This is a genomic window from Flavobacterium panici, from assembly GCF_903819335.1.
In the GTDB taxonomy this organism is placed as follows: Bacteria; Bacteroidota; Bacteroidia; order Flavobacteriales; family Flavobacteriaceae; genus Flavobacterium; species Flavobacterium panici.
In genome coordinates this window covers 104,439-121,198 of the sequence record NZ_CAIJDE010000069.1, presented here as the reverse complement: position 1 = coordinate 121,198, position 16,760 = coordinate 104,439, and the positions used below count along the sequence as shown (strand labels likewise).

At 31.7% G+C, this 16,760-nt stretch carries 22 protein-coding genes; 8 read left to right on the top strand and 14 right to left on the bottom strand.

What is annotated here, in order from left to right:
* The 3 genes from FLAPXU55_RS23940 to FLAPXU55_RS23930 all read right to left on the bottom strand — a co-directional run.
* On the bottom strand, nucleotides 1–500 hold a 500-nt coding region (locus tag FLAPXU55_RS23940; protein WP_180861920.1), incomplete at its 3' end, for an ExbD/TolR family protein.
* A 25-nt stretch (nucleotides 501–525) separates the two neighbouring features.
* Complete coding sequence (locus FLAPXU55_RS23935) at nucleotides 526–1,071, bottom strand: biopolymer transporter ExbD (protein ID WP_180861918.1); 546 nt, start codon at nucleotides 1,069–1,071, stop codon at nucleotides 526–528.
* A gap of 25 nt (nucleotides 1,072–1,096) precedes the next feature.
* A complete protein-coding gene (locus FLAPXU55_RS23930) occupies nucleotides 1,097–1,624 on the bottom strand; it encodes an ExbD/TolR family protein (protein ID WP_180861916.1) in 528 nt (175 codons plus the stop codon).
* Between the two features lie 211 nt (nucleotides 1,625–1,835).
* Here FLAPXU55_RS23930 and FLAPXU55_RS23925 point away from each other — a divergent pair, with 211 nt between their 5' ends.
* Nucleotides 1,836–2,390, top strand: a complete 555-nt coding sequence (locus FLAPXU55_RS23925; RefSeq protein WP_053474187.1) for a fasciclin domain-containing protein — start codon at nucleotides 1,836–1,838, stop codon at nucleotides 2,388–2,390.
* Nucleotides 2,391–2,454: 64 nt separating this feature from the next.
* On the opposite strand, the gene FLAPXU55_RS23920 is transcribed toward FLAPXU55_RS23925, so the two are convergent.
* The 7 genes from FLAPXU55_RS23920 to FLAPXU55_RS23890 form a co-directional block, all read right to left on the bottom strand.
* Nucleotides 2,455–3,300, bottom strand: coding sequence for an EamA family transporter (locus FLAPXU55_RS23920; RefSeq protein WP_053474186.1), 846 nt, complete (start codon nucleotides 3,298–3,300; stop codon nucleotides 2,455–2,457).
* A 68-nt stretch (nucleotides 3,301–3,368) separates the two neighbouring features.
* Nucleotides 3,369–3,509 carry a hypothetical protein gene (locus FLAPXU55_RS23915; protein ID WP_053474185.1) on the bottom strand — a complete coding sequence of 47 codons (141 nt, stop codon included), beginning with the start codon at nucleotides 3,507–3,509 and terminating at the stop codon, nucleotides 3,369–3,371.
* 100 nt (nucleotides 3,510–3,609) lie between these two features.
* Entirely contained in the window at nucleotides 3,610–5,436 is a 1,827-nt protein-coding gene (locus FLAPXU55_RS23910; RefSeq protein ID WP_180861914.1) for a M56 family metallopeptidase, read from the bottom strand.
* A gap of 19 nt (nucleotides 5,437–5,455) precedes the next feature.
* Complete coding sequence (locus tag FLAPXU55_RS23905) at nucleotides 5,456–5,824, bottom strand: BlaI/MecI/CopY family transcriptional regulator (RefSeq protein WP_053474183.1); 369 nt, start codon at nucleotides 5,822–5,824, stop codon at nucleotides 5,456–5,458.
* Nucleotides 5,825–5,853: 29 nt separating this feature from the next.
* Nucleotides 5,854–7,491: a M56 family metallopeptidase gene (locus FLAPXU55_RS23900; protein WP_180861912.1), complete on the bottom strand. Its 1,638-nt coding sequence runs from the start codon at nucleotides 7,489–7,491 to the stop codon at nucleotides 5,854–5,856.
* A gap of 30 nt (nucleotides 7,492–7,521) precedes the next feature.
* Nucleotides 7,522–7,890, bottom strand: coding sequence for a BlaI/MecI/CopY family transcriptional regulator (locus FLAPXU55_RS23895; RefSeq protein ID WP_180861910.1), 369 nt, complete (start codon nucleotides 7,888–7,890; stop codon nucleotides 7,522–7,524).
* A 167-nt stretch (nucleotides 7,891–8,057) separates the two neighbouring features.
* Complete coding sequence (locus FLAPXU55_RS23890; RefSeq protein ID WP_180861926.1) at nucleotides 8,058–9,275, bottom strand: MDR family MFS transporter; 1,218 nt, start codon at nucleotides 9,273–9,275, stop codon at nucleotides 8,058–8,060.
* Between the two features lie 98 nt (nucleotides 9,276–9,373).
* Between FLAPXU55_RS23890 and FLAPXU55_RS23885 the strand changes: the two genes are divergently transcribed.
* The 7 genes from FLAPXU55_RS23885 (at nucleotide 9,374) to FLAPXU55_RS23855 (ending at nucleotide 14,234) form a co-directional block, all read left to right on the top strand.
* Nucleotides 9,374–9,973 carry a DUF1684 domain-containing protein gene (locus tag FLAPXU55_RS23885; protein ID WP_180861908.1) on the top strand — a complete coding sequence of 200 codons (600 nt, stop codon included), beginning with the start codon at nucleotides 9,374–9,376 and terminating at the stop codon, nucleotides 9,971–9,973.
* The gene (locus tag FLAPXU55_RS23880) at nucleotides 9,973–10,623 is read left to right on the top strand and encodes a TatD family hydrolase (protein WP_180861907.1); all 651 of its coding nucleotides are present in this window, start codon (nucleotides 9,973–9,975) and stop codon (nucleotides 10,621–10,623) included. The genes FLAPXU55_RS23885 and FLAPXU55_RS23880 overlap by 1 nt, the downstream gene beginning before the upstream one ends.
* 161 nt (nucleotides 10,624–10,784) lie before the next feature.
* Nucleotides 10,785–11,501: a tRNA threonylcarbamoyladenosine dehydratase gene (locus FLAPXU55_RS23875; RefSeq protein ID WP_053474177.1), complete on the top strand. Its 717-nt coding sequence runs from the start codon at nucleotides 10,785–10,787 to the stop codon at nucleotides 11,499–11,501.
* 80 nt (nucleotides 11,502–11,581) lie between these two features.
* Nucleotides 11,582–12,244, top strand: a complete 663-nt coding sequence (locus FLAPXU55_RS23870; RefSeq protein ID WP_180861906.1) for an HAD family hydrolase — start codon at nucleotides 11,582–11,584, stop codon at nucleotides 12,242–12,244.
* A 71-nt stretch (nucleotides 12,245–12,315) separates the two neighbouring features.
* The gene (locus tag FLAPXU55_RS23865; protein ID WP_180861905.1) at nucleotides 12,316–13,158 is read left to right on the top strand and encodes a DUF2911 domain-containing protein; all 843 of its coding nucleotides are present in this window, start codon (nucleotides 12,316–12,318) and stop codon (nucleotides 13,156–13,158) included.
* Nucleotides 13,159–13,293: 135 nt separating this feature from the next.
* Nucleotides 13,294–13,821 (top strand): TetR/AcrR family transcriptional regulator, encoded by a 528-nt coding sequence (locus tag FLAPXU55_RS23860; protein ID WP_180861904.1) that lies wholly within the window; start codon nucleotides 13,294–13,296, stop codon nucleotides 13,819–13,821.
* Nucleotides 13,821–14,234 (top strand): nuclear transport factor 2 family protein, encoded by a 414-nt coding sequence (locus FLAPXU55_RS23855; protein WP_180861903.1) that lies wholly within the window; start codon nucleotides 13,821–13,823, stop codon nucleotides 14,232–14,234. Before FLAPXU55_RS23860 ends, FLAPXU55_RS23855 begins: the two co-directional genes overlap by 1 nt.
* Before the next feature lies 1 nt (nucleotide 14,235).
* Here the strand turns inward: FLAPXU55_RS23855 and FLAPXU55_RS23850 are convergent, their stop codons facing one another.
* The 4 genes from FLAPXU55_RS23850 to FLAPXU55_RS23835 form a co-directional block, all read right to left on the bottom strand.
* A complete protein-coding gene (locus FLAPXU55_RS23850; protein WP_180861902.1) occupies nucleotides 14,236–14,865 on the bottom strand; it encodes an MCP four helix bundle domain-containing protein in 630 nt (209 codons plus the stop codon).
* A gap of 212 nt (nucleotides 14,866–15,077) precedes the next feature.
* A complete protein-coding gene (locus FLAPXU55_RS23845) occupies nucleotides 15,078–15,509 on the bottom strand; it encodes a hypothetical protein (RefSeq protein ID WP_053474171.1) in 432 nt (143 codons plus the stop codon).
* On the bottom strand, nucleotides 15,506–16,294 hold the full coding sequence (locus tag FLAPXU55_RS23840; RefSeq protein WP_180861901.1) for a hypothetical protein: 789 nt from the start codon (nucleotides 16,292–16,294) through the stop codon (nucleotides 15,506–15,508). Before FLAPXU55_RS23840 ends, FLAPXU55_RS23845 begins: the two co-directional genes overlap by 4 nt.
* Before the next feature lie 19 nt (nucleotides 16,295–16,313).
* Nucleotides 16,314–16,760 (bottom strand): hypothetical protein, encoded by a 447-nt coding sequence (locus FLAPXU55_RS23835; RefSeq protein WP_180861899.1) that lies wholly within the window; start codon nucleotides 16,758–16,760, stop codon nucleotides 16,314–16,316.

Genomic DNA, 16,760 nt, shown 5'->3' with positions numbered 1-16,760 from the left:
GTATAATAATCAACAATAGAATAAGAGTTTATACCCGTAATTTTCATTTCATCTAAAATATCTACCAAGTTGCCATAATTAGATTTTTTACTTGGTTTGATAATAACTGTAATTCCTCTTCCAGGTTTTCCTCGTTGTGCTGAATATTCTAAAACTTTTTTATTTCTTTCTAATAATTCTTTTCTAATTCCATTTTTTCCGTATTGTATTTCTTTTGGTGTTTCAATTGGAAAAAATAATAATCCTGAATAAGTAATTATTTTGTTATTATCATTAAGTAAAAGTGTTAAAACACGGTTTTCATCATGCAGCACACAACCTGTATAACGCCATTCGTCATCATCATAATTTGGCAAATTGTATTCCATAACTTTTGGTTTAGACAATTCACCAACAAGCATAAAAAATATAATCAGCAAAAAAGAAACACTGACCATTGCAGTTAAATCAACTCTTGAACTTAACTTTTTACTCCTTACTCTTTGAGGCAGATTTTTCATAAATCTAGATTTAAGTAATTAAGAATTATTTTGATGCTAATAATTTTTCTTCTTCTGGCGTGAATTCATTTACAATTGCATAAGTATCTATTTTTGCAATAGCCATCTCATCTAAAATATCTACCAAATTTTTAAAGTTTGATTTTTTACTTGGTTTAATAATTACAATTGCGCCATTTTTTGGTTTTCCAACGGATGCTGAATATTTTCTAATTTTATTGTTCCTTTCAAATAAAACTTTTCTAATTCCTTTATCTCCATTACCATAGCTTACTTTTTTTGGATCTTCTAAAGGATGAAACAAAAGACCAGAATACGTAATTATTTGATCATTTTCATCTAATAAAACCGTTACGATACGAGGGCCTACACCAGCACCACAATTAATAACACCATTCCATTCTTTATCGTCATATCTTGCAGGTAAGCTTAAATCCAATACTTTTGGCTTAGATAATTCACCAACAAGCATAAAAAATATAATCAGCAAAAATGAAACGCTGACCATTGCAGTTAAATCAACTCTTGAACTTAATTTTTTACTTCTTACTCTTTGAGGCAGGTTTTTCATAGATTTAGATTTGAGTTAAAAAGAATTAATTTGAAGCTAATAATTCAGATTCTTGTGGCGTAAATTCAGGTATTATTGCATAGGTTTCAATATTAACAATTGCCATTTCATCTAAAATATCAACCAAGTTTTTAAAGTTAGATTTTTTACTTGGTTTTATAATTACAGTAATTCCTCTTCCGGGTTTTCCTAGAGCGGCTGAATATTCAAGCATGCTTTTATTTCTCTTTAACAATTCCTGACGAATTCCCTCTTTACCGTATTTAATTTCTTTTGGAGCAACTATCGGAGAACTCAAAAGTCCCATGTAATATATCAATTTATTATTATCACCTAACATTACAGTTATTGATCTATTTTCTCCATAATGGGGAGGAGGGCAGTCACAGCAACCTCTATCTCGTCCCGTATCATATACTAAAACTTTTGGTTTAGACAATTCACCAACAAGCATAAAAAATATAATCAACAAAAAGGAAACGCTGACCATTGCAGTCAAATCGACTCTTGAGCTCAATTTTTTACTTCTTACTTTTTTAGGTAGATTTTGCATAACAGATATGTTTTGAATCTAAATTTAGTGATAAAAAGAAAGCAAAATTCATCATGATCTTAAAAAATAATGAAAAATAATTTTAAGATTAAAGGCTTGTTTTTCAGTGGTTATTGCGGATTTTTCAATGATTTTTTTAATTATTTTAATTTTTCGTAAAACCAAAACAAATATATCCCCGTAAATGAACATATAACTTAAAATAATAATTATGAAAACTAGAAATTTTTTAGCCGCAGCAATTTTAACATTATCATTCGGATTTACATCATTTGCTCAAAAAACAGTAATGGTTGGTGGAGCAGCAATGTATCCTAACAAAAATATTATCGAGAATGCCGTTAATTCAAAAGATCACACAACGCTTGTTGCCGCAGTAAAAGCTGCCGATTTAGTTGAAACCTTACAAGGCAAAGGACCATTCACTGTTTTTGCTCCAACAAATGCGGCATTTGATAAATTACCAGCAGGAACTGTGGAAACATTATTGAAACCGGAAAATAAAAAAATGCTGCAAACGATCTTGACCTATCATGTTGCTGTAGGAAAATGGAATGCATCTGATATTGCAAAAGCAATAAAAGCAGGTAAAGGAAAAGCTACTATTAAAACAGTTAGCGGTGGAACTCTTACGGCTTGGATGAAAGGAAAAGACTTATATATCAGCGATGAAAATGGTGGTGAAGCAAAAGTAACAATTGCAGATGTGAACCAGTCAAATGGTGTAATTCATGTAGTTGATGCAGTATTATTGCCTAAAAAATAATTAAGACCTCCAAAAATTGAATGCCTACAATGAAGAAGCCTTGCAGTTATATGCAGGGCTTTTTTTATTTCTTTGCGGTCAAAGTACTTCCCGCAGACGCAATTACAACACACAATACAGCCAAAATTTCGTAAAAGCTTAAGTTTTCCTGTAGAAAGATAAATCCGCAAATAGAAGCAGCTGCAGGCTCTAAACTCATTAAAATACTAAACGTACGCGGAGGAAGCTGACCTAAAGCTTTCATTTCTAAAGTAAACGGAATCGCACTAGATAAAAGCGCAAGAGCAATTCCCATTCCGAAGAGTTTTGGAGTAAGATTAGCTAATCCGTTTTCAAGGAATCCGAAAGGCAAAATTAAGATTGCAGCAAATAACATTCCGGTTGAAACAGCTTGACCGCCATTCATTATTTTTGAAATTTTTCCGCCTAAAACGATATAAGCTGCCCAAAGTGCACCAGCTAAAAGAGCAAATACAACTCCTAAAATATCCAAGCGATCATTTGTCCACGGCGCAATTAAAACAATTCCCATTGCGGCGAGTAAAACCCAGCAATAATCTATCAAACGTTTTGAGCCTATAATAGCAACTAATAATGGTCCCATAAACTCTAAAGTCACAGCCAGACCAATTGGAATTCTTTCTATAGCAAAATAAAAAATCAAATTCATTGCCCCCAATGACAAACCATACGGAATTACAATTTTCCATTGCGCCGGTGTAATCGCTTTTAAATTTGGCCTGTAAGCCAATAATAAAATCAATGCCGAAACACCAATACGTATAGATGCCGTTCCTGCTGCACCAATTGCAGGGAAAAGCGTTTTTGCAATCGCAGCGCCGCATTGTACACTTATAATTGCCAATAAAACTGCCGGAACAGGAGGAAGGTTGAATTCTCTATTTTTCATAAATATGATATTGCAGAAAATAAAATCAATTATTTCTGCTGTCTGAAACAAAAGTATTTTTTAATTGATTATCCTAAAGCTCGTTTAGTAACATATGCGCGATAGCCAATGATCGCCATTTGCCATTTTTTTGCTTTAGAAATATCCAGACCTTGTTTAGTAAAACTAGGCAGTAGCATTTTATTTAGTTTGGCTAAAATTTTATACATGGCAGATTTGTTTTTTCAAAGATATAAAAAAAGACTTTGTTACTCACAAAGTCTTTTTTAGCTTCAAAATAAATTGATTTTTTATAGATTGAAATAATGTTTAGGATTTTTTACTGTTTTCTTTTTCCCATTTTTTCAATTCCTTTTCACGTTGTTTCATATCTTTTTCAAACTGCTTCATATCTTTTTCATGTTGTTTCATGTCAAGCTGATGCTGTTTCATGTCATTTTCATATTGCTTTATGCTTCTTTGATATTCTTGAGAATCTCTGCCGTATTTGATTTCCACATCCTGGCTGAATTTATCCATATCAAAATTGAATTTTTGCATGGCAACTTCATATTTCTCCATTTGTTTTTCAAAAATGGCTTCACGCTGTGTCATCATAGCATCAATTTGTTTTTCGTAAGCAGAAAGATCTGGTTCAAAAGCTTCCATCTTTTTCTCAAACTGAGCCATTTCTTTTTCAAATTTAGCCCAAGCTACTTTATCTTTTGGGCTTGCCGGAGCAACTGGCGGTTTTGGCATTTTAGACATGTCAATAACTGGTGCAGGCGGCATTGGTCCAATAGGGAAAACCGGAGCAATTGGCGCAACAGGCGGAGCAGGAGGAACTGGTGAAGAACGATCTTCCGGAGTAACATCAGAATCAAAGTTTCTTACTACAACATCATGATTCTGAGCTAGTGCAGGATTACCTATTTCATCATCAGTTACTAAGGTTACATTTTTAGTACCGTCTTCATCTTTATCGATTACAATACTGCAGTCTTTTAAGGCTTTAGTACTATTCATATCAATAACATGTACTTTACCGCTTTCCTTAACAACTCTAATTTTAATAGCTATTAGTTCATTATCACTGTTTCTCTTTACATTAGAAATTTCTAAATCAACATTATGTTCTGATTTTAATTTTGCCGTTAAATCTTTTAATTCCTGATCTGTAGTCGATTTTGTGATTTTATAAACTTCACCATCCTGAATTATAGAGGCCAAAGCTGCTTTTTCGGTCTTTTCTTTAAGTTCTTTTTTCTCCTGCGCAATTGTTTTAATTTGGAACAAGAGAACAAACGCTCCAAGTGCCGGAATTATGGCAGAATATTTCCAGTAATTCCATTTTTTTGATTGATTTTTGTTTAACATAACAATTCGTTTTTTGATTAATGATTGATAAAAATGATTGGTGATGGCAACACAGGTTTCATACGTTGTAATTTTTAAAAGCGTGTATTGATATGCTTTTTTGTCTGATATTTTTTTAGCCGCTTCATTATCTGCAATGAATTCTAAATTTTGAAGAATTGCTTTTTTGTAAAGCCAGATAATCGGGTTAAACCAAAACAGGATGCAGAAAATCCTCGAAATAATCACATCAACGGTATGATGTTGATCGCTGTGCACTTTTTCATGCTCTAAAATACTTTCTAATTCAGATTCGCTGTACATTGATGAATTGTAAACGATATAATCAAAATAAGAAAATGGAGCAATGTTTTCTTCAACATCTACAAATTTGAAATCGGCCTGCTGTTCTACTTTTTTTCCTTTTAAAACAGAATTCAAACTGTAGAAATCAATTCCGAATTTTATCATAAAAGCAGCAAATCCAAGTGCGTAAATGCCTAATGAAACCAGATTCCAGTTTATTTCAAAAGATTCTTCTTGAGCAATTTGCGGATGATAATTTGGAGTATAATGATAGTTCACAACTGGCGCATAATCAACCGGAACCGGAACTGGATCAATCCAGACTACTTTTGTGTAAACGACAAATGGTAAAACAATTGATGTTATTAAACCGGCTAATAAAAACCATCTGCTGCTATTGAAGAAAGTTTCTTTTCGCAGTAAAAAAAAGTATGCAAAATAAAACAAAGCGATTAAGCCACTTGATTTGATGATGAAAATGAAAAGTGCTTCCATAATGATTATTTTACTTCGTTTATTTTTTTTCGTTTGGATTTTCGATCATAGCCAGGATTTCGCGTAATTCATCTGCCGAGATTTTTTCTTCTTTGGCAAAAAACGAAACCATATTTTTATAAGAGCTGTTGAAATAATTATCAATGGCCGTACTCATATACTTTTTACTGTAAGCTTCAAGAGTTACAGCCGGATAATATTGATGTGTGTTTCCAAAAGCATTATGCGCCACAAAACCTTTTTCCTCCAGATTTCGAACTATAGTCGAAAGCGTATTATAATGCGGCTGATCTTCTGTAATTTCTGCCTGAATTTCTTTTACGAATGCCTTTTTAAGCTTCCATAAAATGTGCATTATTTCTTCTTCTTTATTGGTTAGTTTTTGCATTTTCAGATTTTTAAAAAATTACCAGCTTCTTAATGCTTTGTTTCTACCTCAATTACACCATTTGAGCCTTTATCTCCGTATTTAGTTACTGCATTTATTCCTTTGTAAACATTTACAGATTTAATATCTTTTGCATCAATATCTTCAATATCAAAACCAGCAGGCATTTCCTTTCCGTCAACAATTACAAGACTTTCTAATACTTTACCGTTGACTTTTGTATCATTAGAAATGGCAATAACAGAACCATTTGTGGTCGTAATAACTTTAGTATTAGTCTTATTATCTGTGTCAATAGTTACAGTAGTGCTAGTATTTGTGTTAGCATTACTATTAGTTTTTGTACTAGTATTAGTATTATCGTTAACATTGGTATCAATTTTAGTGATTAGTGTTTTGCTGGTTGTAGTTTTCGCATTATCAGGTTCAGAGGCATCAATAAGGCTGACTTTTTTACTAATGGCAACTTTAGTTTTCGCATCGTCATCAGTTTGAATACCAACGTTTTTTTGACCTTTTTCATCTGTAGTAACAATTACTCCAAAATCTTTAATCGCTTTATCGCCGTTAACCTGAATAGATTGTGCTTGCTGCTTTCCGTTTTTAATAGCAACTTTAAGTGAAGTTAAATAGTTCTCAGAATTTCTTTTTACATCAGAAACTTCAAAATCAACATTGTGAAGTTTTTTTAAATTCTCTTTGATTTTTTCCAAATCCGCATCTGTTGAGCTTTTCTTGATTTTGTAAACATCTACAGATTTAATTTCTCCCGAAACTTCTTTTACAATTTGTTGTCTTTCTTTTGCAACTACTTCAATTTGAAACAATAATACAAATGCTGCAAGTGCAGGAATTACAACATAATACTTCCAGGAATTTCTTTTTTTTGATTGATTTTTGTTTAACATGACAATTCGTTTTTTGATTAATGATTGATAAAAATGATTGGTAATGGCAACACAGCTTTCGTGCGTTGTTATTTTTAAAAGTGTGTATTGATACGCTTTTTTGTCTGATAATTTTTTAGCGGCTTCTTTATCGGCAATAAATTCTAAATTTTGGATAATTGCCTTTTTATAAAGCCATATAATAGGATTGAACCAAAAAAGCATACAAAAAGCTCGTGATATCAAAACATCAATAGTATGATTTTGATCGCTGTGCACTTTTTCATGTTCAATAATATTTTCTAATTCTGCAGGCGTATACATTGATGAGTTGTATACGATATATTCGAAATAAGAAAAAGGAGGAATATTTTCGTTGGTATCAATAAATTTAAAATCAGCCTGCTGGTGTACTTTTTTTCCTTTTAAAATAGAATTTAAACTATAAAAATCCATTCCAAATTTTATCAGAAAAACTAAAAGACCAATACAATAAATAGATAACATAACGTAGATCCAGTTTATTTCAAAAGATTTACTTTCAGTATTTTGAATAAGATTTGTGTTGGAGAAATTTAAATTTGGAATAGGAGTAGGGTTTACCCAAACAACTTTAGTATAAACTATTAATGGAAGCACAACTGAAGTAATTAAACCCGTAAGTAAAAACCATCTGTTACTAGTAAAGAAAGTTTCTTTTCGAAGTAAAAAATAATAAGCACAGTAAAATAATGCCACTAAGCCAGCCGATTTTGCGATATAAACAAATATTGATTCCATAACTATCGTTTTTCTTCGTTTATTTTACTGTTATTTATTGTCTTTTGAATTTTCGATCATAGCCAGAATTTCACGCAATTCATCTGCAGAAATTTTTTCTTCTTTGGCAAAAAATGAAACCATATTTTTATAGGAACTGTTGAAATAATTATCAATAGCCGTTTTCATATATTTTTTGCTGTACGCTTCAAGAGTTACTGTTGGATAGTATTGATGTGTATTTCCAAAAGCATTGTGTGCCACAAAACCTTTTTCTTCCAGATTTCTAACAATTGTCGAAAGTGTATTATAATGCGGCTGGTCTTCCGTAATCTCTGCCTGAATTTCTTTTACAAAAGCTTTTTTAAGCTTCCATAAAATCTGCATTATCTCTTCTTCTTTGTTGGTTAACTTTTGCATGTTTTCTAATTTTAATTCAAACCTACAACTATTTTTTTAGTTACACAACTATAAATGTAGTTATTTAACTAAAAATTTCGTTTCAAGGTGAATTAAAAGCACAGAAAAGCTATTCAAAATCAAAGTTAATGATTTGAATTACAATGATTTATGTGTAAAAGTTAAAATTATTTATTTTTCTCCAGAAGTAAAGCTTTTCTAATCCAAAGACAGCAAAGCGTAGCCAGGATTCCGATAGAGGCCATAAAAAGCCAGTTTTGTTGATAACCAAAATGATCAGCAATTCCAAAACCTAGCATAGTGCTAAAAATATGTGCTAAACTAAAACTCATGGTATACAAAGCCATATAACGCCCTTCCTGACCACGAGGCGCACGGCTTAAAGCAAATGCATTCGAAAAAGGGAAGGTTAGAATTTCTCCAATCGAAATACAAATCATGCTGATAACCAGGATTCCGGCCCAAACATTAATTAATAATAAAAAGAAACTCAATGCCATTACAAATGATCCTATAATGATGATTTTGATTTTTGGAAAACCTTTTCTTTCCATAAAACCAACAGTTGGCATTTCTAAAGCAAAAATCAAAAGTCCGTTTAAAGTCATTAAAAGTCCGGTTTGAAATTCGTTTAAACCATATTGTTTATGATGATATAAAGGTAAAGTGGTGAAAAGCTGAAAGAAAATAATAGCTGTAATAAAACTCACAAATAAGAAAACCCAGAATATTTTATCATGAAATACTGATTTTACGTTTGTTACACTTTCGGTTTTATCACCATGATCGACTTTTTTCTTTTCTTTAACTAATAATGCAAAAATAGATATGGAAACAATACAAGAAGCTCCGTCAACCCAAAATAAACCTGAATACCCCATTCCTATAATGATTAGACCTCCAAGTGCCGGACCGGCAGCAAAGCCTAAATTTACGGCAAGACGAACTAGAGTCAAGGCACGTGTTCTGTTTTCTGGTTTTGCATAAGCACCAAGTGAAACAAACATGGCAGGACGAAACATATCGGCAATTGTCATTAATACAAACATTGCAATGCAGAGTCCCCAGAAAGAAGTGATATATTGAATAAAGAAAAGAGATACTCCGCTCGTAAACAGACTAAAAACCATGATTTTGTAAAAACCAATTTTATCAGAAAGCTTTCCCCCAAGCCAGGAACCCAGCATAGATCCCAAACCAAAAGAAACCATAATCCAGGTTACCTGATCTAAAGAAAACTTTAAATCTTCATTTAAATATTTTGATAAAAAAGGCAGTACCATTGTACCCGCGCGATTTATGAAAGTAATTAATGTAAGTATCCAAATTTCTCTTGTAAAACCTCTAAAATTGTTGAAGTAATGGTTTGCGGCAGTTTTGAGCATTATAATTATTGTATTTGCCACAAAGTTAGGAAACTTTGTCACGTACAACGGTTGTTGCTTTGTTACTTTTAAACTATTTTTGCATAAAATTTCCAAAGATGAAAAATTCTATTGCCCTTATTTTGCTTGTAGCTTTTAATTTTGGCTTTAGCCAAAGTAAATTCAGCAAGACTGAAGCTGAAAAATTCCAAAAGCAAATAAACTCAGAATATGCTGATGCTAAGACAAGTCCGTTAATGGAAGAAGATTTAAAGACTTTTAAAACTTTAGATTTTTACCCAATTGATGGAAAGTATTTTGTGAACGCAAAATTTGAAAAAGCAGTCAATGAAAAAGTTTTCGAAATGAAAACTACCGGAACAAGAACGCCTCAATATATAAAATACGGGACTTTATCCTTTACTATAAATGGAGTTCCAATGAAGTTGAACGTTTACAGAAACATTGAACTTTCTAAACAAAAAGAATACAAAGACCATTTATTCCTTCCTTTTTCTGATTTAACATGCGGTAAAGAAAGTTATATTGGCGGAAGATATATCGACTTAAAAATCCCAAAAGGAAAAACAATTGCAATCGATTTCAATCAGGCATACAATCCTTATTGTGCTTACAATCATAAGTATTCATGTCCGCTTGTTCCACTGGAAAATGATTTAAAAGTAGAAATCAAAGCCGGAGTGAAAACATTTCATTAATGGAATTTTTTAATTTTCATACCCATCAATTTACAAATCAATCTAATATAGTAGAATTGGTGAATCAATATCCGCAAGAGTTTGATTCGGCTATTCCGTTTTATTCTATCGGAATCCATCCGTGGCATATTAAGGAAAGTGAAATTGATTTAGAATTGAAAATTATTGAAGATAAACTGCAAAGCGAAAATTGTCTGGCAATTGGCGAATGCGGTTTAGACAAACGAATCGCAATTCCGTTAGAACTGCAGATTTTAGTTTTTGAAAAACAATTGGCTTTGGCCGAAAAATACAATAAACCAGTTGTGATTCATTGCGTTGCTGCTTTTCAGGAAGTGACCGCAATTAAAAAGAAATTAAAAATTTCTGTTCCGATGATTATTCACGGTTTTTCAAAAAACAAACAGCTGTCAGAACAACTAATTAAAGACGGATTTTATATTTCTTTCGGAAAATATTTATTGAGAAATCCCGATTTAAAAACCGTTTTTCAGAATATTCCAAACAATCGTTTTTTTCTGGAAACCGATACAATTGAAGAGAATATTAAACAGGTTTACGATTTAGCATCAGAATATAAAAATATTACAATCAAAGAATTAAAAGGTATTATCTCAAGTAATTTTGCGGAAGTATTTGGGAGAAAGTGATTAGTGAAAAGTAAATAGTAAAAAGTGAAATAAGTTTGTCACCCTGAGCGAAGTCGAAGGGCGCTCCAATAGGACGTGGGGCTTCGACTTCGCTCAGCCTGACAGTAAAGAACTTGAAACTTTAAACTTGAAACAAAAAAATAAACAACAAAAAATATAATATGGCAGAGTGGACAGAAAGAGCCGAGCTTTTATTTACAAAGGAAGGATTAGAAAATTTGCGTAATGCAAATGTATTAGTAGTAGGTTTAGGCGGTGTTGGATCGTTTGCAGCTGAATTTTTAGCGAGAGCAGGAGTAGGAAGCATGACAATTGTTGACGGTGACGTTGTAGATATTACAAACATAAACAGACAATTACCTGCTTTGCATTCTACAGTTGGAGAAGCAAAAATTAAAATTGTAGGCGATAGATTAATGGATATTAATCCAGAATTGAAATTAACACGAGTTCAGGAATTTTTATCTCCGGAAAGAGCTTTTGAAATCGTTTCTCCAGAATTTGATTATGTTTTAGACTGCATCGATAGTATTACTCCAAAACTAAATTTAATTATTGCAGCAAAACGTAAAAGAGTAAAAATCATTAGTAGTATGGGAGCAGGAGGAAAGATGCTGGCTTCTAAAGTAAAAGTGGGCGATATCTCGAAAACTATAAACTGCTATTTCTCAAAAGCAATTCGTAAGAGATTAAAAGCGGTAAATATCAACAAACTAAAAGTTGTTTTTTCATCTGAAATTCAAAACGAAAAAAGCTTAAAATTAACCGACGGAAAAAACTTTAAAAAATCTTTCTACGGAACAAACAGTTATATGCCAGGATTATTCGGCCTTCACGCTGCAGAAACAGTTATTCGCTACTTATTAAAGAAAGAGTAGGAAGTCGCAGTTTTCAGTCTCAGTTCACAGAAAAGAAACCTTTGAACCTTTGTCCCTCAGAACCTTAGTACCTTAAAAAAATGATTAAAACAGTAATTTTTGATATGGACGGCGTAATTGTCGATACAGAACCCGTTCATCGTTATGCCTACTACAAACAGTTTTCAGAATTAAATATTGAAGTTCCTGAGGAAATGTACACTTCATTTACCGGATTTTCGACGAAAAATACTTTTCAGAGTTTAAAAGGTTTTTTCCCGACAATTGAACATGAAGTAGAAGATTTGATTCAAAGGAAAAGAAATATTTTTAATGATGCTTTTGACACCAAAGAAGATTTATATCTTTTAGATGGAGTTGAAGATTTGATTAAGGATATTTATGCAAACGGAATTCAGCTGATTTTAGCTTCGTCGGCTTCAAAAGTTACAATTGAACGCGTATTTACAAGATTTAATCTGCATCAGTATTTTTCTCATATAGTTAGTGGTGAAGATTTTCCACAGTCTAAACCAAATCCTGCTATTTTTAATCACGCCGCTTCATTGTCAATTGCTCCAAAAGAAGAGTGTATTATTATTGAAGACAGTACAAATGGTGTAAAAGCCGCAAAAGCTGCCGGAATTTATTGTGTAGGTTATAACAGTGTTCATTCTAACCTGCAGGATTTATCAGAAGCTGATATTGTTATCAATCATTTTAGTGAATTGAATGCGCAAAAAATATCACAGCTTAAGGCCTGAATTATGTAAAATTTAACATTTCTTCGGTAATTGAATTCGTAAATTTGAAAAAAACAAACAAACACTTAATAATGAAAAAAATACTTATTGCATTAGCCATCATTTTGGCACCTTTTGCAGCTGAAGCACAAGTAAGAACGCCGCAAGCGAGTCCAAAAGCTTATATCAAACAAACAGTGGGTTTAACGGATGTTGAAGTTACGTATTCAAGACCGGGAGCGAGAGGAAGAGCTGTTTTTGGAAACTTAGTTCCGTTTGGTAAACTTTGGAGAACCGGAGCAAATGAAAATACTGTTATTAATTTTAGTGACGATGTTGTAATTGACGGTAAAACTTTGAAAAAAGGAAAATATGCAATTTATACCATTCCTAAAATTGAAAGCTGGGAAGTTATTTTTTACCTTTCTACAGACAACTGGGGATTACCTGAAAACTGGAACGAATCTTATGTTGTTTTAAAAACTACAGTTAAAGAAAACGCACTGCCAACTCCTGTTGAAACTTTTACAATTGGAATTAATGGTTTAGATCAAAACTTTGCTTATTTAGAAATGGCTTGGGAAAACTCTCATGTTGCTTTAAAATTTGAAGTTCCAACGGCTAAAAATGCAATTGCAAGTATCGAAAAAACATTGGCTGGACCAACTTGGAATGATTATTATGCAGCATCACAATATTTATTTTCTTCAAACGGAAATTTAGATACTGCAAAAATATATGTGGATAAAGCATTAGATATGAGTACTGATAAACCTTATTATGTTTCAAGATTAAAATCATTAATACAGGCAAAACAAGGTGACAAAAAAGGTGCTGTTGAAACAGCTAAACTTTCATTGGCCGCTGCAGAAGCTGCAAACAACCAAGATTACGTAAAAATGAATAAAGATAGTATCGCTGAATGGAGCAGATAATTTCTTGAAAATTTCTATATAAAAAAAACAAAATCCAAAGCTTTATGAGTTTTGGATTTTTTTTTGAAATTAAAACAGACAGACTTGTCTGTATATTTAAATATTTTTTATATTTGTATATCCAATTTATTGAAGATGCAGCCCAGAGAACGAATTTTAGAAAAGACTTTTATTTTATTCCATAAGCAAGGTTATAATGCTACGGGAATCAATCAGATTATTGAGGAATCTAAAGTGGCGAAAGCTAGTTTTTACCAACACTTTAAATCTAAAGAAGATTTATGTGTGACATTTTTAGAACAGCGTCATTCTTTTTGGTTTAACGAATTACTAAAGTTTACAAGTAATGCAGAAGATTCAAATTCTAAAGTTTTAGCCTCCTTTGAATTTTTGATTTACATGAATGAAAAAGAAAATTTTCGAGGCTGCAGTTTTCTAAATATACTTTCAGAGATTCCGCCGGATAATGTTAAGATTCTCAGCGTTATTCAAAGCCATAAAGGTGATTTGCGTATTTTTTTCAGGGATATTTTAAAAGATGAACTAATATCAGATCATATTTATTTATTATTTGAAAGCTGTATAATTGAAAGTCAGTTATTTAAATCAAACGAGTTAATAGAACAATCAAAAAAAATAATTCAAACTTTAATTTTAAAATAATGGAACAGAAGTTACCGCTGCCTCCTTTCACCTTAGAAACGGCAAAAGAAAAAATTCAGCTGGCAGAAGACGCATGGAACAGCCAGGATCCGGAAAGAGTTTCAAAAGCGTATACTATTGACAGCGAATGGAGAAACAGAGATAAATTCGTAAACGGACGCGAGGAAATCGTTGCTTTTTTAACGGAAAAATGGAAGAAAGAGAGAAATTACAAATTGAAAAAGGAATACTGGGCGCATACCGAAAATAGAATTGCAGTACGTTTTGAGTACGAATATCAGGATCTTAATGGGAATTGGTTTAGAGCTTACGGAAATGAAAACTGGGAATTTGACGCTAATGGTTTAATGCAGAAAAGATATGCCAGCATAAATGATCTTCAAATAAAAGAAGAAGACAGGAAATTTAAATAAACTAATTCATACTAGGCGGTTCAGGAATTTTGATCTTTCTTTTAATTTTCTTTACAATTAAAAGATAAAAAGTAATTCCGCCTAAAATTATAAGTAAAGCAATTTGAAGCTGGCCTAAACTATTGTTTTTGCTGTACATTGCATTCGCATTTGCCAGCTTTGCTTTTCCTTCTTTAATTTGAATTTGAGATAAAGATTCTAAAGTTTTTAAGGCCTGCGCGCTCGAATAAGCTATTTTATTCCAGTTTTTGTTTTCGGCTTGTTTGTTGATTTCTTTGCAAGAACCCAGAAAAGCATCAAAATGTCGTTTTTCGTTATTGGTCAAAACTGTTTTAGCGTACAAATCATCAATATTGTGAATAATATCTAAAGTATGAATGATTTCATTTTTTTTAATATTATCGCTTAAATCCAGTTTTTCAGCTTCGGATTTTATAAAATGAAGTTGTTTCGAATATTGAAAAATATAATGCGCCACAACTAATCTATCTTTATAAATAGCATTGATATTGTCGTTTACATTTTTAGAATTTCGAAGCGTATTGAAATTTCCCAATAAAATTATCAGCATAACAATCAGCAATATAAAAGCTGCTTTGGTTTTATTGCTGTATTTTTTATGGTCTTTCATAACGCTCTATTTGAGAAGTGGGTTACTCAAAGATAGAGATTTGTTTAGAATTTTTGCATTGTTTTTCTTTACGCAAAGTTTGTCATTCCGAGGAACGAGGAATCGCACTCGTAACTCGACAAAGATTGGGTCTTTTCTTTGCGTAATTTCTAGTGCGATTCCTCGTTCCTCGGAATGACAAGATTGTGTTTTTTTTTGATTTAAAAGAAAATTTATTTCAATCTAAATTTTTTACCTTCTTTATAACCAATGGGAAAAGTTGGGCCTTTTACTCCAAATGGCCCTGAACCATTGTCATTGTAATAATATTCTTCTTTATTATCAGTATATCTTCCGGCACATAAAAGATTGAAAGTGGTGCTTTTTCTACTTGATTTAAGAACATTTATATCAATCCAGACAGGTATTTTATTTTTTCGATAAAGTAGTTCAACAACTTCTTTATCTGTCAAATTCAATCTTATAATTCCCTCATCTTCTGGATAAATATCAAATTGATCCATATTTCCGATGACATTTGGCGGGGTAAAAATTATATTATACTTGAAATCAGTAGTCAATTTATCTTTGACATAATTTTCGGCAAATTTCAGAGCTACAAAACTTGCACCGTTTAAATGAAATAAAAACTCCTCTTTTGTCATTTTATGTCTAGAATTTTCAAACTAACACTCTCATTTAATAATAGTTTAATTTGTTCTTGTATTTCAGGATATTGATTTGTTTTCTCTAAATCTACTATGATAGGTTTTATTTCAGTTGAATAAAGTTCTTTAGTCATATTAGCACATTTAGACTCTCCAAATCGTAAATATTGAAAAACTTTACTTAATCGGTTTTCATTATTAGATTTTAATGCTTCTTTAATGGCAGAAATTCGATTCCACTTTTTATGATTTTCTTTCCACCATTTCTCTGCGTTATTTGAAAGTATTTTTCGATATTCTATTTTCTTTTGGTCTGAAGTTTTCTCCTTCCAATCTACTTCATAATTTCCTTTCTGAATATATTCATTATAATTTCCCTTCATTAATTTCAGTAAAGTTTCATCATTAATTTCAGAATTCTTATAACCAAAATCTTGAAATGTAACCTCTTCGAGAAGCCAGCCAGATCTAACAGAAATCCAATCGAGATCATATGGAATAAAATATCCATGACCATAAAAAACGGTAGTTCCTGGGTAGATTAAATCGGCAGTATCCGTTAATTTTACAAAACTTGTGTCTTTTAAAAGCTTAATTAATTCAGGAATAATAGTTTGCTGATATTTTTCAAGTTCTTCCTTAGCTGGATTTATACTTCCGTAAAATGATTTTTTCTGAAATTCGATAAGCAAACTATCAATTTTTTTTGCTTGTGTATTTTGTGAATATGAGTTTAGGAATATAGCTCCAAAAAGTATTGTTAGATAAAATTTAAGTTTCATTTTTAAATAACGAGTTTAATTAAATAAAATCATAATCTATCCACATAATCCAACCATTTCCTAATCCCCAAACTTCTATCATTGTAGTTTTAGAATGATAACCTATTTTCGATCTATCGAAATTACAGTTGTTTTTTACTAAATACAATGTAGCATTTTTTGTCCAATTAAGTATAAATTCAACTTCTATATCTTTTTTACAATTGGCTTTATATATAGTAAAAGATTCAATTCCGAGTTTTTCAAGATCATTTTTAATCTCAGGGTCAATTTTGTTTTCAGGTATACGACGACCAGTTCTTTTGGTTAATTCTTTATCAGCATAAATTTTTTCAGCTACTGTTTCAAAGGCAATTTTATTGCTGTAAAATTTATCAATATAGCCCTCTGTGTCTGATTTTGAAACTTCGCAACTAAATAATGCCAAGCTGATTAAAACTGTTAATATTTTAGCAGTTATTTTCAT